The sequence below is a fragment of the Halobacillus litoralis genome (assembly GCF_020171725.1).
Classification (GTDB): Bacteria; Bacillota; Bacilli; order Bacillales; family Halobacillaceae; genus Halobacillus; species Halobacillus litoralis_F.
Map to the genome: position 1 here is coordinate 207,176 of NZ_JAIVAJ010000006.1, position 13,238 is coordinate 220,413.

Consider the following 13,238-nt stretch of genomic DNA (forward strand, 5'->3'; position numbering starts at 1 on the left):
CACAAATGAGTCCAATGAAAAAGACGCTGCTTTATGCTTTTCTATTCGTAGGTGTGATTGTTTCAATCTTTCCATTTTACTGGATGTTCGTAGGCGCGACGAATCCATCGGGTGAAATCTTCAAGGTTCCACCTAACTTCTTCCCGGGAACTCATGGGTGGGAGAACTTCAAGAACTTGAATGAGAACGTAGGCATTATTCGAGTGATGGGGAACTCGCTGTTCATTACGCTGACCTTTACGGCGTTATCAGCGCTTATTTGTACCGCAGCTGGATATGCTTTTGCTAAGTTCCAGTTCAAAGGGCGGAATCAGATATTCTTCCTATTATTAGTTGCGATCATGATTCCGTATCACGTTACGTTGATTCCTTTGTTCGAGATCTTCTCGAACGTCAACTGGTTGAACACGTTCCAAGCGGTCATCCTTCCACAGGTAGCTTATCCGTTTGCGATCTTCTTAATGAGACAGAACATGCAGGCGATTCCAGACTCCCTTCTTGAAGCAGCGAGAGTGGACGGAGCTGGAGAGTTCCACATTTTCTTCCGCATCGTGATGCCTGTCATGCGACCTGCGCTTGCGGCCGTTGCCATTTTCTTGTTCATGTTCCAGTGGAATAACTTCATTTGGCCGCTCGTTGTTTTGCAGTCGCAAGAGATGTACACGTTGCCGGTTGCACTTTCCAGTCTGATCGGGATGTCACGGATTGATTATGGCCAGGTCATGATGGGGACGACCCTTTCGACACTGCCAATCATGATTTTCTTCCTATTGCTGCAAAAGCAATTCATCTCCGGTATCCTTGGCGGATCAGTGAAAGAGTAGGAAGGAGAATCGATCATGATTTCAGTCGAACAAAACCAATTCCACTTATCGAATAACGACATCAGCTATATTTTTCACGTCATGCCAAACGGTCAATTGGGGCACTTGTATTATGGAAAAGGGTTGAAAAGTGGCCGTGATTACAGCCACTTCCAGACCTACTCCAATGTGGCACCGAACACGACGCATCCTTATGAAGCACGACCCGACTTCTCTTTAGAAACGGTGAAGCAGGAGTTCCCCTCCTACGGGAAAGGGGATTTCAGAGAATCTTCCGTACTCATCGAGAATGAGGCGGGTGAGATTCGATCTGACTTCAACTATGAATCTCACATCGTAGTAAATGGAAAGCCCTCACTAGAAGGGCTTCCTGCTTCGTATACACAGGAAGAGGATGCAGAAACGTTGATTGTGACGCTGAAAGAGCCTTCAGGACTCAAACTGGAGTTGCTTTATACGATCTTTACGAATTTGCCTGTCATCACAAGAAGCTGTCTTGTAAAAAATGAAGGTGGCGAACGAGTGACGATTCAGAGGCTGATGTCATTGAATCTTGATTTACCTGATTCAGATTATGACATGCTTCATTTGACAGGAGCGTGGGCGCGTGAGCGTCATGTGACGGAAAAAAGCCTGTCAGAAGGTATTCAAAGAATCTCAAGTCTGCGAGGTGCCAGTTCACATCAGCACAATCCGTTTATGGCTTTGAAGCGGTTTGATGCAACGGAACATAACGGAGAAGTGTTAGGCATGCATTTCGTGTACAGCGGGAATTTTGTTGCCCAGGCAGAGGTTGATCACTATTCAACAACACGTGTTTCGATGGGAATCCACCCCACTCGTTTTTCATGGAGCTTACAGCCAGGGGATGGTTTTCAAAGTCCTGAAGCGGTCTTAACATTCTCAAGTCATGGGCTGAACGGTCTCAGCCAATCGGTGCATCAATGGACGCATCGTCACATGATCCCGGAACGCTTCAGAACAGCAGAGCGTCCAGTGCTGATTAACAACTGGGAAGCGACGTACTTCGATTTTGACGAAAAAAAGCTCGATGACTTTGCGACAAAGGCGAAGGACCTGGGTGTGGAGTTATTCGTACTCGATGATGGGTGGTTCGGGAAACGGGATGATGATACAACCTCGCTCGGGGATTGGTTTGTTGATCAACGTAAGTTACCGAACGGGATTGGTCAGCTTGCTGCAAACATCAAAAGCAAAGGGCTGCAATTCGGTTTATGGTTCGAGCCTGAAATGATCAGTCCGGTAAGTGACTTGATCAAGACTCATCCTGATTGGGTGGTAGGGATGAACAATCGCCACCAGACCCTCGGGCGAAATCAGAAGGTTTTGGACTTTTCCAATTCGGATGTCGTGGATTATCTTTACGAACGAATGAGCTCTATTATAGAAGAAACCCGGCTCGATTATATCAAGTGGGATATGAACCGGAACATAACAGAACCGTTTTCCATCAACCTTTCGAACCAAGGTGAATTTTATCACCGCTACATGCTGGGTGTATATCAGTTGTATGACCGGTTGACCAAGGCGTATCCTCATGTGTTATTCGAATCCTGCGCAGGAGGTGGGGGACGCTTCGATTTAGGGATGATGTATTATGCACCTCAAGCATGGACGAGTGACGATACAGATGCGGTAGAAAGGTTGAAGATCCAATACGGAACTTCGATTGCTTATCCGCTCTCCACCATCGGTTCACACGTGTCAGCCGTTCCGAATCACCAGACGAAAAGGGAGTCACCGCTTTCTTTAAGAGGTGATGTCGCCTATTTCGGGACATTCGGGTATGAGCTGGATCCTTCTTCTTTAACAGATGAGGAAAAAGAGGAAATAAAACAGCAGATTCATCGATATAAGCAGATTGAACCCTTGATTCGGAAAGGGACATTCACAAGGTTGATCAGCCCCTTCGATCAGGACGAGACGGCCTGGATGTTGTTTGATCAGGAAGAAGGCCGTGGAGTAGTCGGTTGGTATAAACCGATTTATTCACCCAACCCGAAGAACAACCAAGTATTGAAACTCAAAGGTCTTGACCGTTCCGTGGATTATGAGGTGAACGGTAAGCAATTTGGTGGAGATGAACTGATGTCCAACGGGCTCCCCCTCGGCGTTGAATTTAACGGGGCGAACCATTCGACAAGCGAGCGAGGTGGAGATAACCAGTCCAAGATATGGTTCATTTCGGAAGTAGACAGAGGAGGGGTGTGTGATGATTGACATGGCAGCAGCGAATAAGACGAACGTTCAAGGTATAGAAGCGGTTTGTTTAGAGAACGACAGAATCCGGTGCATCCTTCTTCCCTCGTATGGCGGAAAAATGGTCAGCCTATACGATAAGCAAGCGCAATATGAGTGGCTTTTTCAAAGTGAGCGCGGGCTGAGCATTCCGCCTTACGGTGCTGATTTCTCTGAGCATGACTCAAGTGGTTTTGATGAAATGTTTCCGGGGATTGACCAAGGTCCACACCCTACTTTCTCGGGTACCATTCCAGACCATGGTGAAGTTTGGGCGATGCCTTGGAGTTTTGAGGAGCGTAGCGGAGAGTGCATTCTACAAGTCGAGAGCGCTGTTTTTCCTTACACACTGGAAAAAAGGATGAAGCTGAACGAGTCATCTGTAGAAATTTCGTATAAGGCCATCAACTCAAGTTCCAAGCCTTTTCCATTTATATGGACTCCACATGCGCTGCTTCGGATGCATGACGAGACGTATATTGACGTGCCGGATCACTTGGATCAGGTGATCAACGTGGAGCATGGGACGAAACACCTTGGTGAGTGGGGGACGTGTCACAGCTACCCTGGGACCAAATCCGTCTCCACAGGACAAAGCATCGACCTGTCGAAGCTCGAACCTTTTGAAGATCAGACCGTTGAAAAGTTTTATTTCAAAGACCGGCTGCAGGAAGGTTGGTGTTCGATGGTCCAACCTCATGTCGGTCGACGTTTGACGTATCGTTTTCCAGTCGATCAAGTTCCATATTTAGGCGTATGGAAAACGAGAGGTGGTTACCGCGGCGAGTACAATGTCGCACTAGAGCCGTGTACGGGAATTTATGATGATGTCTATGTAGCAGAGAAAATAAAAAAATGCTCGTCTATTCCGGCAAATGGAGCTTACGAATGGACGTTTGAAATGGAATTAGGAGGGGCGTAAATGACCTATTTAGGAGTAGACTACTATCCAGAACATTGGCCCAAAGAGATGATGGAAGAAGACTTGACCGGCATCAAAGGACTCGGAGCCAACATGGTCCGGATCGGCGAGTTTGCCTGGCATCTGATGGAGCCTGAAGAAGGGAAATTCGACTTCTCGTTTTTTGACGACGTCATTGAACAAGTGAAACAAAAAGACATGAACGTCATGTTCGGAACACCGACGGCGACGTTCCCGGCCTGGCTTGCGGATCAGCACCCGTCGATTTTGTCAGAAGATGAGTACGGGAATAAGCGGGTGTTCGGCGGTCGTCGTCAATACTGCTTCAATTCCGATATTTACCGTGACTTGGCTGGAAGGATCACAATGAAGCTCGTTCAGCATTATGCAGGAGAGGAAGCCATCATTTCATGGCAGATCGATAATGAATTCGGGCACGAAGGCAGTGATCAATGCTACTGTGATCAGTGTCGAGCGAAGTTCCACACCTATCTTCAGGAAAAATATCAAACGATTGATGAGCTGAACGAAGAGTGGGGGACGATTTTCTGGGGGCAGACGTACAACGCATTCTCTGAAATCCCTGTACCGAAGCCGACGGTCACTACACACAACCCGAGCCTGAAGCTTGAGTGGGCGAGATTCCGTTCTGTTTCCGTCAACAGCTTCACGCATGAAATGACGGCGATCGTCCGTGAGTTCAAAGGAAATCACCAATCCGTGACAACAAACGTATCCGGCGGGTTTTTCGATAAATGGTTCGACCATGCAGACAACGTCCAGGTGATGGATTACGTCTCCTACGACAACTATCCCGTATGGGGTGGGTTGGAAAAGCCTGTTCCACCTGAAGCGATTGCGATGACGCACGATTTCAACCGTGGGCTGCTTGATCAGAACTACTGGATTGTAGAGGAACTCATGGGAGCGCAGGGTCACGATGTGATTGGTTATCTGCCGAGACCGAATCAGGCGAAGATGTGGTCTTATCAAGCCTTCGCCCACGGCTGTTCGAATATGCTGTATTTCCGCTGGCGCGGCATGACGAAGGGGGCCGAGCAGTTCTGCTACGGCGTCGTCGACCACGACAATGTCTACGGTCGTAAATACAAAGAAGTTCAATCCGTCTTCGAAGATATTCAGTCCTATAATGAAGTGTTGGACTCTGAAATCTCGTCTGATGTTGCCGTGCTGTATGACTATGACAACATATGGTCTTGGCGATCTCAGATCCAGAGTAAGGACTTCGACTTCAACGAAGAATTACTTCGTCTATACCGACCGTTTTATAAAAAGAATATCCATATTGATGTGATTCCAGCTGATCGTCCTCTCGAGTCCTACAAGGTCGTCGTCGTTCCGGTTATGCTCATTTTGGATGATGAACTGGCAGGGCGACTGCGTCAATTCGCAGAGCAGGGTGGAACGGTGATTCTATCTTTCCGAGCCGGATTGAAAGATAAGTCGAATAACTTGAGACTCGGTCACGTGCTTCCTGGACCTGTCCGCGACTTAGTCGGGGCAAGAGTCGAAGAAATCGAATCGCTCACCACTTCTCACAATCTGACATTGAAAGGACACGGCGACTACGCTGACATTCCAGCTAACATCTCCGTATGGCGCGACCTGCTTGTTGCAGAAAGTGCAGACGTTCTGTATGAATATACGGATGCGTTTTACAGCGATTACGCAGCGGTCACGAAGAATTCATTCGGAAAAGGAAATGTCTACTACATCGGCGGTGGTCTTGATGAAGCGGCGCTTGATGAAATCGCCGCAACCGTCTTGAATACGCATCGCATCGATACCATCGAGTCAGACGATGGGGTGGAAGTGTATCACCGAAATTCGGATGGAGAGGATTACTTGTTCGTCATGAACCACACGGATCAAGTGAAAACCTTCTACAATGAAAACCTCGACCCTTATGAAAGTAAAATTCTAAGACCATAAAGATTGAATCCCCTAAGGTTCGTCCTTTAGGGGATTTTTATATTGTCATCTTACTAGTAAGACAAGCGTAGGATAGTAAAAAAAGAAGGTGAGCCCTTTGCGACAAACCCTTTTTGTTTTTCTTATTTTAAGCTTGGTGGGATGCAGTGCAGCCGTATCCGAGCAGCAGCTGATCAGCCCTTTTCTGACGAGCACGGACAAGCAGTGGAATATCGTTGTATTTTATGAGGATGAACCGGCAGACAATCAGGCCTTTCAGCCGCTTCAAGTTCTATTGGCTCGAAAAGGAATCCAGGCGGACGTGAAGCATGAAAAGCTGAACGATTCGTACAAAGAGCAGCTACAAGTGAAGGACGGAACGATTTTGATTTTCGATCATAAGGGCATTCGTTACCGGGCAGAGGATGTCCGGGTTCTGCAGGGAGCGGTGATGCAGGAGTGGTAAGGGAGAAAAGGGTTGAGAGGTGTGTTCTCTCAACCCTTTTCTTGCGTTTTCTAGAGTGAAAATGTTGTGAGAGTCATCCTCACGACACTTTCAAAGGAGACCGGCTTTCAAAGTTGCAGAGAGACGCGTTCTCTAGACCGTAACTCCCCAATAAAAAAAGCCTCGCTGTGAGCGAGGCTTTTTACGATTCTTGAAAAGGTCTTCATATTCATTCTGTGGCTATTATAAAAAGTAACTTTGTAAATCAGGTATTTATTCTAGACGCTTGCTATTGGTAAGGTTCTGGAACCACTGTTATCGCAAAGTGGGGTGGAAAATGGCGAGACTCCTGTGGGAACAGCAGGTCAGGTGAGACCCCGGAATGACCGAAAGGGAATGAGGACACAAGGAACAAGGATGTTCGAACTAAAACCGCCACGTCCTGTGGCAACGTCGAACGACCCAACGTCCTGTTGGGCCACGGAAAGCGAGTTATTTTCCACCCCACGACTCACTTATTTCATCCAGAACCTTTTTCCAATATTAGCAGGTTTCATCTGTGCAGGCTTCGCCTTGATTTGTCGAGAATGTCTCGAATTGAGGAGCTGCCTTTTCTTCTTCAAAAGCCTTTTGCAGTGCTTGCGTGAAGGTTTCCTTCGGTTGCGCACCAGATACGGCATATTTGCGGTTAATGACGAAGAACGGAACGCCTTGAACGCCGAGTTCGCGGCCTTCATTTTCTTCTGCGCGTACTTGTTCCGTGAACGCATCCCCGTTCAACACTTCACGCACTTCCTCTTCATCAAGACCGGATTCTTTCGCTAAACGGATCAGCGTGTCATGGTCACCGACGTCATTTCCATCTGTAAAGACAGCTTGGAAGAATCGTTGTGCCGTTTTCAGTCCGTTGCCTTTTGATTCTGCGAATTTTGCAACACGGTGAGCGTCAAATGTGTTGGTCGGAACCATTTGGTCGAAGCGGAAATCGAGCCCTTCCAACTCAGCCTGCTGAGTCATGCTTGCTGTCATTCCTTTAGCTTCTTCCATCGAACGACCGTATTTAGCCGCTAATTTTTCGTGGATGTTCTGACCGGTACCTTGTTCAGCGTTAGGATCGAGCTCAAAGCTCTTGAACACCATGTCCACTTGATCTTTCTCCGGGATGGCTTCAAGCGCATCCTCCAGACGTGCTTTTCCTATATAACAGAACGGGCAGACAAAATCTGACCATACTTCAATTTTCATTGTATTCACCCCTCTTATGGTTTCAGTTTCTATTGTACGCCTGTCCCCGGGTGAATGCTAAGATTCTGTTTTATAAGAATGGGGCGACATCCTGCAGCTGCAAAATAAAATCTACAATAAAGTAGCGGACAATTAGATAGGAAATCAGGAGAGAAGCGGCGGTCGTACCGATGCTCCAGTACACGATGTTAAGTGGCCTCGAACTCCGCATCCCTCTGTGGTAAATCAATAGTGCCGGCATAATCGCAATCAGGAAAAATAAGGAGACACCTGTCGTGAATAGTGTCAATCCTCCTGCCCCGGCGAGTCCGAAACCGAGGGCGATGATGTTCACGATCGTAAACGGCAGCATCACACTTCCGTACTGGGCAACCAACAGACGAACCGATAATCCTTCCCCCATGAATTTCGCAGCTACGTATAAACAGAAAAGGGTGGAGAGGACGAATAAGGCGATGAAGAAAAGAATCGTCGCGGTTAAGTTGAGAAAAGGGAGAGACTGCTGATAGCCGGTTTCTGAGAATAGATTTGCCAGTCCACCCATCATGATCGTATAAAGCTTGTTCGCCAGGAAATAAAAGCTTAAGGCAAAAGCGACCATGTAAAACACGATGACAAGAAGCCCGTACTTGAACAACTCCTCATCCGCCGCAAAGCCTTTCCCAGGCTCTTTCAAGTGGTCTTTCATATAGTCGGAGAAAGAGAAGCGGTCTTTCAGGTGACGGTCTGATCTGAAATCTGTTCTTGCTTCATGTGTTTCAATGATCTGATAAGCGGGCTCTGGTTCGTTGACGGTTAACGAATCGTAGAAAGGTGTACCACAAACAGTACAGTAGTTGCCGGCTTCCTGTTCATATTGACAGTGAACACACATCATATGGAATCTTCCTTTCTAAAAAAATCCAAGCCTTTTGTATCAGTGTATAAATTCATAGGGCGAAACATGCTACTTTTTCAAGACCTGCCACGATAGTAAAGGTGAGGAGGGGATGGAATGATTAAACTGGAAACGTTGAAACAGAGGAGTCGCAAGCGGATGGGGCAAGTGGAGACCATCGTTTTGAAAAAAGCATTGCATGTGATTGAGCTATCGTATGAGGAAGGGGTATTCGTGCAGATTTCTTCAGGATATCGATCTTGGGAAGAGCAGGCAGGACTTTACGGACAGGGGAGGCCGGATTATGTATGGAACGGTAAGGCTTATGGCAGTGGAGGACCTATTGTCACGTATGCCAGACCCGGTGAAAGTGTGCACAATGAAGGACGAGCAGTCGATTTCTTTCTTGTGACGCGTGACGGCACAAAAGCTCTGTGGGAGGTCGATGAAAACTGGAGGCGTGTTGCTGAAATCGCGAAGTCACTTGGTTTCAGGTGGGGAGGTGATTGGACATCTTTTCGCGACTATCCTCACCTGGAATGGCCGGAATCAAGAAAAGCCACTTTAAAAAGAGGGGACACAGGAGCAGGCGTTTCTGAAATTCAAAGGCGCCTCGATGCACTTGGTTACTGTCTGCAAATCGACGGCCGATTCGGTCCTCAAACGGAAGGCGTAGTGAAGCAGTTTCAAGAGGACCATGCCGTGGATGTAGATGGTATTGTCGGTCCTGTCACCAAGGAGCTGCTGGGATTGAACTAGAAATCATAATATCAGCTGATCATGTTCATCAAGAAGAGCATCTGCCTCTGGCAGGTGCTTTTGCGTTATAGTATCCTCATAGTGTGTTCTTTGGTAAACTGGTAAAGTTATCAATGCTAGAGTGAAAGAGGGGATGCCGTTTATGGGGATCTTTGTACAAGTTGTGCTTCCCGTCATATTAGTCTTTGCGGCGGGTTTTGTTTTACAGAAGTTCCTTCGCCTTGAAATCAAATCGATATCGACCGTCGCACTTTATATCATGCTTCCTTGTTTAGTGTTTGAAACATTCTATCACGCTGAATTCGATCAGGATTATTTGATGATGATCGTCTTTTCGGCTCTTTTGTTATTTGCCATTATATTTATTAATAAAGTTGCAGCTAAACTGTTGCGTTATGATACAGCGACGGAAAGCGGAACGATTCTATCGACGGCCTTTATGAATGCGGGAAACTATGGTTCTCCGATTGTGTTATTTGCCTTCGGGGAAGAGGGATTTGTTTATGCCGTTTCGTTTATGGTCTTGCAGCAAATCGTCATGAATTTCTTTGGCGTGTATTATGCGGCGAAAGGCACGACTGGCATCAGTATGGCCATTAAGACCGTGCTGAAAATGCCGCCGACGCACGCGGTCTGGATTGCGCTTGCCTTCAAATATGCCGGTATATCCATTCCTGGTAATTTCATGTCCAGTATTACGTTAGTAGGCGATGCGACGATCCCGACCATTATGATTCTTCTCGGGATGCAGCTCGCTAACATCACAGTCAAAAACCTCGCATGGAGAAAAATCTCATTTGCGGCAAGCGTTCGACTGCTCGTCTCGCCGCTTATCGCCTGGGGGCTGACGATCATCCTGCCGATGAGTGACTTAATGGCGAGCGTCTTAATTGTCGCGACGGCTATGCCTTCTGCAGCGACAACGACGATGTATGCCGTCCAGTTCGACGCGAAACCGGAGCTTGTCTCCAGTATTACGCTGGTGACAACCCTATTGAGTGTCATCACCATTCCGATTGTACTCTCAATCGTTTAAGTCGTCTTCACAAGATTGGAAGCCGGTTTGTGAGAGTGAAGTTTTCATTACCAATAAAAAATGTCCCGGGAAATCCTCTCCCGGGACATTTTTTTATTTTTTACGGCGTTCCTTAAAGAACATATAGACATTCCCGCATACGAACACGATACAAATGACACCGGCAATCGGAGACATGGCAACCGTATCCGTAAGAGAACCTATAAGAAAGTACGCCAAAAAGAAAAAGGCAAACAATAAATAAAACAAAACGATTCTTCCTTTCGTGCCAGACTGCTTCTACTATATCATGATTCAGCTGGATACATGAAAAAACGATACACGGTAAATTCGTTTCCTTCCATGATTTCGTACGATTCGATGTTGATCGATGGATAAAAAGAACCGTCGGTTTGCTCGAATGAGAGGGTGAGGACGTAATCCCGATTCTCCATAAGAGGGATAGGGACAGGGTTCACAATCTCGACCATCCACTCGTAAGCGAGACGTTCTACAAAGGCATGGGTGAAGCCGGTAGGGGAGTCATCCAGCCATATTTTTTTAACTGGAGTAAGAGAACGAGAAGGTTGTTGCACATGAATTCCTCCGTTCGTGTAATACAGAATAAAGTTCCCTTTTTGATAGTGAATTAAACGGCATGAGCAAACAGTTTTTGCTTGATCCGCCGGCGGGCGCGTTGAATGGTGGATAAACTCAAGTCCTTCTTGTCTGCGATGATTTGAGAGGGATAACCTTTGTACGATAAGTGAAGAATTTCCTGCTCTATAGGAGTAAGTTGATGGTGGGTAAGGAGATCTAAAAGAAGAAGAGGCTCTTCAAGAGGGTCTTCCTGATGCGGTTCACTTAAGAGTTGTACGGCCTGCTTTTTACGTTGCTCGTTTCTTACGTGTGATTTCAGGTAGAAGTTAAATTGCTGTACGAAATAGGTAGTGAATTTGCTGCGGCTTGGATCATGCCGCTGACGGCAGAGGTCGAAAATGAAATAGCCTTCTTGTATGTAGTCCTCATCTGATTCAGACAGGTGAAAATTTTTAAGAGAATGAAAGATGAGTGGCCTGCATTCCTCGAACGATATGTCTTCCATGAATCCGCTCCTTCCTAATTGAAAAAGGCGCTTCCGCCCTATATCTTCCATTATCTCTCAATTCATTCAAAAAAGGAAGTTTTCCTAGGCGAAAATTCAATTTTTGAATACTTTTTTCATCAAAAATGGATTTTTTCGTAAAAAGGTGACACCCAAATGGTCGTTTTTAACGATTATAAGAGTGAAGGGATAAAAATTAGGAAGGTGGTTCATTCCATGAATCAGGAAACGTTCGAAGACATTCTATCAACCAACATCGAGAGAATTCATTATCACATTCACAAATTGAATATCTATGATGCTACTGGTGAGTTCTTTGCAGAAGGGCAGGTTGCCTTGTGGCAGGCCTACCTTACATACGACCAAGAGAAAAGCTCCTTCTCGACTTATGCCAATTGGAAAATCAGAAACGCTTTAGTCGATTATTTAAGAAAACAAGGAAGGAGTCAGGAGAAAGAGGAACTCTACCTGCGTAAGGTCGTGGTTGAGGAGACGTACGTCATGGAGGATTCCTTAGTGGACGATGACTTGTGGATCCAAGTCAAAAGTCTGTTGTCCGACAATCAATGGAAGTGGGTTCAATATTTTATCATCCGGGACTATTCCATCGAACAGATCGCAGCGCTTGAAGAGGTCTCCAAGGATGCTGTGAAGAACTGGGGCCGACATGCCAGGAACAAATTAAAAGCGAACCTTACCCTCGAACTGTAATGACCCTCACCTATTTTTCCACAAAAAAAAAGCGCATGGGTAGTCAATCCATGCGCAAGTCACACCTTACTTTTCTACGGTTATGTTCACTTTACTCAAGCCTAACGCTCTTGCAGCCTGAATCATCTTTTCAGCTTCTGCTGTAGCATTTTCAATGGAGACCTCTTTCCTTGAAATGCTGAGCGTTGTGCCGGAAGTTTCCGGTGATTGTTCTATGTTGTTTTCTAATGAAGCCGGCATTTGGATAGGGGCTGGATTTGGAGTCGTCTGCTCCATCGCATCGAACTTATGGGAGCGGTTTACACGTCCTCTGATTTTACGGCCGTGATAAACAACGCTTGCATAAGGGCAACCTGTTTCTGCGGATATTTCTCTATAGTTCTTATCCGTTTCCCCTATCAGTCGTTTTACTTCTTCAAGATCGTAGTCATACTGCTTGCTTTTTTTAGCCATGTCTATATCCCCTTCTTTCTATTATCTACTAACATTGTATACAAAAAGAAAGAAGTTTAATAGTATTTCATAAACATTTTTTTTATTGCATTATTGTTTATTTGTGTGTGTAATGTAAAATAATAGTATACTAAAATCATTGATATAGCAGGAAGTGTAAAGGAAATGCGTAATAAATGGCTATATTTTATCGGTCCAATTTTAATTATGGGAATTATTTTTTTGTTCTCCTCCCAGCCCTATCATGAGCAGGACCTTCGTCCGTCTTTGAATGAGTACATTCCACTCGATTTTGCGAAGGAGTATTTGGAAGGGATTGAATTTCCGTATCGTGGTGGAGTAATCAGCGTAGAGACACACGGGGCAGCGGGATTCATCGAATTTTTCATCCGTAAAGGAGCTCATTTCGTCATCTATTTTGCGTTGATGCTCGTTACTTACTTATCGATTGCTAAAGTGTGGGGCTGGTCGTTCTGGAAGAGGTGGGGCCTGTCATTCGAATTGACGGTGGCTTATGCGGGCTTTGATGAGTATCATCAGTCACTGACGCCGAACAGGACGCCTTACATAGGAGATGTCTTTCTGGATGCTGCAGGTGCCCCTTGTGCGGGTCTGATCATTTGGGGCGTCCATCAGAGGAGGAACCATCAATAACTCCAAGCAAACAAGCACGCCCTCATATGTGGGGCGT

At 46.1% G+C, this 13,238-nt stretch carries 15 protein-coding genes; 9 read left to right on the forward strand and 6 right to left on the reverse strand.

The window, feature by feature from the left end; translation table 11 throughout:
* Positions 1-14: 14 nt before the first annotated feature.
* The 5 genes from LCM20_RS13025 (at position 15) to LCM20_RS13045 (ending at position 6,403) form a co-directional block, all read left to right on the forward strand.
* Positions 15-824 carry a carbohydrate ABC transporter permease gene (locus LCM20_RS13025; RefSeq protein WP_225196182.1) on the forward strand — a complete coding sequence of 270 codons (810 nt, stop codon included), beginning with the start codon at positions 15-17 and terminating at the stop codon, positions 822-824.
* A gap of 15 nt (positions 825-839) precedes the next feature.
* Complete coding sequence (locus LCM20_RS13030; RefSeq protein WP_225195912.1) at positions 840-3,065, forward strand: alpha-galactosidase; 2,226 nt, start codon at positions 840-842, stop codon at positions 3,063-3,065.
* Positions 3,058-4,005 carry a DUF5107 domain-containing protein gene (locus LCM20_RS13035; protein WP_225195913.1) on the forward strand — a complete coding sequence of 316 codons (948 nt, stop codon included), beginning with the start codon at positions 3,058-3,060 and terminating at the stop codon, positions 4,003-4,005. Before LCM20_RS13030 ends, LCM20_RS13035 begins: the two co-directional genes overlap by 8 nt.
* Positions 4,006-5,958: a beta-galactosidase gene (locus LCM20_RS13040; RefSeq protein ID WP_225195914.1), complete on the forward strand. Its 1,953-nt coding sequence runs from the start codon at positions 4,006-4,008 to the stop codon at positions 5,956-5,958.
* Positions 5,959-6,055: 97 nt separating this feature from the next.
* Positions 6,056-6,403 (forward strand): hypothetical protein, encoded by a 348-nt coding sequence (locus LCM20_RS13045; protein ID WP_225195915.1) that lies wholly within the window; start codon positions 6,056-6,058, stop codon positions 6,401-6,403.
* Positions 6,404-6,925: 522 nt separating this feature from the next.
* Here the strand turns inward: LCM20_RS13045 and LCM20_RS13050 are convergent.
* The gene (locus LCM20_RS13050; RefSeq protein ID WP_225195916.1) at positions 6,926-7,627 is read right to left on the reverse strand and encodes a DsbA family oxidoreductase; all 702 of its coding nucleotides are present in this window, start codon (positions 7,625-7,627) and stop codon (positions 6,926-6,928) included.
* 70 nt (positions 7,628-7,697) lie between these two features.
* Positions 7,698-8,504 carry a hypothetical protein gene (locus LCM20_RS13055; RefSeq protein WP_225195917.1) on the reverse strand — a complete coding sequence of 269 codons (807 nt, stop codon included), beginning with the start codon at positions 8,502-8,504 and terminating at the stop codon, positions 7,698-7,700.
* Positions 8,505-8,621: 117 nt separating this feature from the next.
* On the opposite strand from LCM20_RS13055, the gene LCM20_RS13060 reads away from it, so the two are divergent.
* Positions 8,622-9,263 carry a peptidoglycan-binding protein gene (locus tag LCM20_RS13060; protein ID WP_225195918.1) on the forward strand — a complete coding sequence of 214 codons (642 nt, stop codon included), beginning with the start codon at positions 8,622-8,624 and terminating at the stop codon, positions 9,261-9,263.
* A gap of 142 nt (positions 9,264-9,405) precedes the next feature.
* Entirely contained in the window at positions 9,406-10,299 is an 894-nt protein-coding gene (locus LCM20_RS13065; RefSeq protein ID WP_225195919.1) for an AEC family transporter, read from the forward strand.
* 93 nt (positions 10,300-10,392) lie between these two features.
* Here LCM20_RS13065 and LCM20_RS13070 read toward each other — a convergent pair whose 3' ends face one another.
* From LCM20_RS13070 to LCM20_RS13080, 3 genes are read right to left on the reverse strand one after another with little or no spacing between them, the layout of a single operon-like run.
* Positions 10,393-10,548, reverse strand: coding sequence for a hypothetical protein (locus tag LCM20_RS13070; protein ID WP_225195920.1), 156 nt, complete (start codon positions 10,546-10,548; stop codon positions 10,393-10,395).
* Positions 10,549-10,586: 38 nt separating this feature from the next.
* A complete protein-coding gene (locus LCM20_RS13075) occupies positions 10,587-10,874 on the reverse strand; it encodes a hypothetical protein (RefSeq protein ID WP_225195921.1) in 288 nt (95 codons plus the stop codon).
* 53 nt (positions 10,875-10,927) lie between these two features.
* The gene (locus LCM20_RS13080) at positions 10,928-11,383 is read right to left on the reverse strand and encodes a sigma-70 family RNA polymerase sigma factor (protein ID WP_225195922.1); all 456 of its coding nucleotides are present in this window, start codon (positions 11,381-11,383) and stop codon (positions 10,928-10,930) included.
* Between the two features lie 216 nt (positions 11,384-11,599).
* Here LCM20_RS13080 and LCM20_RS13085 point away from each other — a divergent pair, with 216 nt between their 5' ends.
* Positions 11,600-12,094, forward strand: coding sequence for a sigma-70 family RNA polymerase sigma factor (locus LCM20_RS13085; RefSeq protein WP_225195923.1), 495 nt, complete (start codon positions 11,600-11,602; stop codon positions 12,092-12,094).
* Positions 12,095-12,160: 66 nt separating this feature from the next.
* Here LCM20_RS13085 and LCM20_RS13090 read toward each other — a convergent pair whose 3' ends face one another.
* Entirely contained in the window at positions 12,161-12,547 is a 387-nt protein-coding gene (locus tag LCM20_RS13090) for a hypothetical protein (RefSeq protein ID WP_225195924.1), read from the reverse strand.
* 165 nt (positions 12,548-12,712) lie between these two features.
* Here LCM20_RS13090 and LCM20_RS13095 point away from each other — a divergent pair, with 165 nt between their 5' ends.
* The gene (locus LCM20_RS13095) at positions 12,713-13,201 is read left to right on the forward strand and encodes a VanZ family protein (protein WP_225195925.1); all 489 of its coding nucleotides are present in this window, start codon (positions 12,713-12,715) and stop codon (positions 13,199-13,201) included.
* Positions 13,202-13,238 lie beyond the last annotated feature (37 nt).

What these genes read in the sequence shown, in the direction of transcription:
- LCM20_RS13025 (WP_225196182.1), top strand. Translation starts at nt 15, where the DNA reads ATGAAAAAGACGCTGCTTTATGCTTTTCTATTCGTAGGTGTGATTGTT.
- LCM20_RS13030 (WP_225195912.1), top strand. Translation starts at nt 840, where the DNA reads ATGATTTCAGTCGAACAAAACCAATTCCACTTATCGAATAACGACATC.
- LCM20_RS13035 (WP_225195913.1), top strand. Translation starts at nt 3,058, where the DNA reads ATGATTGACATGGCAGCAGCGAATAAGACGAACGTTCAAGGTATAGAA.
- LCM20_RS13040 (WP_225195914.1), top strand. Translation starts at nt 4,006, where the DNA reads ATGACCTATTTAGGAGTAGACTACTATCCAGAACATTGGCCCAAAGAG.
- LCM20_RS13050 (WP_225195916.1), bottom strand. Translation starts at nt 7,627, where the DNA reads ATGAAAATTGAAGTATGGTCAGATTTTGTCTGCCCGTTCTGTTATATA.
- LCM20_RS13055 (WP_225195917.1), bottom strand. Translation starts at nt 8,504, where the DNA reads ATGATGTGTGTTCACTGTCAATATGAACAGGAAGCCGGCAACTACTGT.
- LCM20_RS13060 (WP_225195918.1), top strand. Translation starts at nt 8,622, where the DNA reads ATGATTAAACTGGAAACGTTGAAACAGAGGAGTCGCAAGCGGATGGGG.
- LCM20_RS13065 (WP_225195919.1), top strand. Translation starts at nt 9,406, where the DNA reads ATGGGGATCTTTGTACAAGTTGTGCTTCCCGTCATATTAGTCTTTGCG.
- LCM20_RS13080 (WP_225195922.1), bottom strand. Translation starts at nt 11,383, where the DNA reads ATGGAAGACATATCGTTCGAGGAATGCAGGCCACTCATCTTTCATTCT.
- LCM20_RS13085 (WP_225195923.1), top strand. Translation starts at nt 11,600, where the DNA reads ATGAATCAGGAAACGTTCGAAGACATTCTATCAACCAACATCGAGAGA.
- LCM20_RS13090 (WP_225195924.1), bottom strand. Translation starts at nt 12,547, where the DNA reads ATGGCTAAAAAAAGCAAGCAGTATGACTACGATCTTGAAGAAGTAAAA.
- LCM20_RS13095 (WP_225195925.1), top strand. Translation starts at nt 12,713, where the DNA reads ATGCGTAATAAATGGCTATATTTTATCGGTCCAATTTTAATTATGGGA.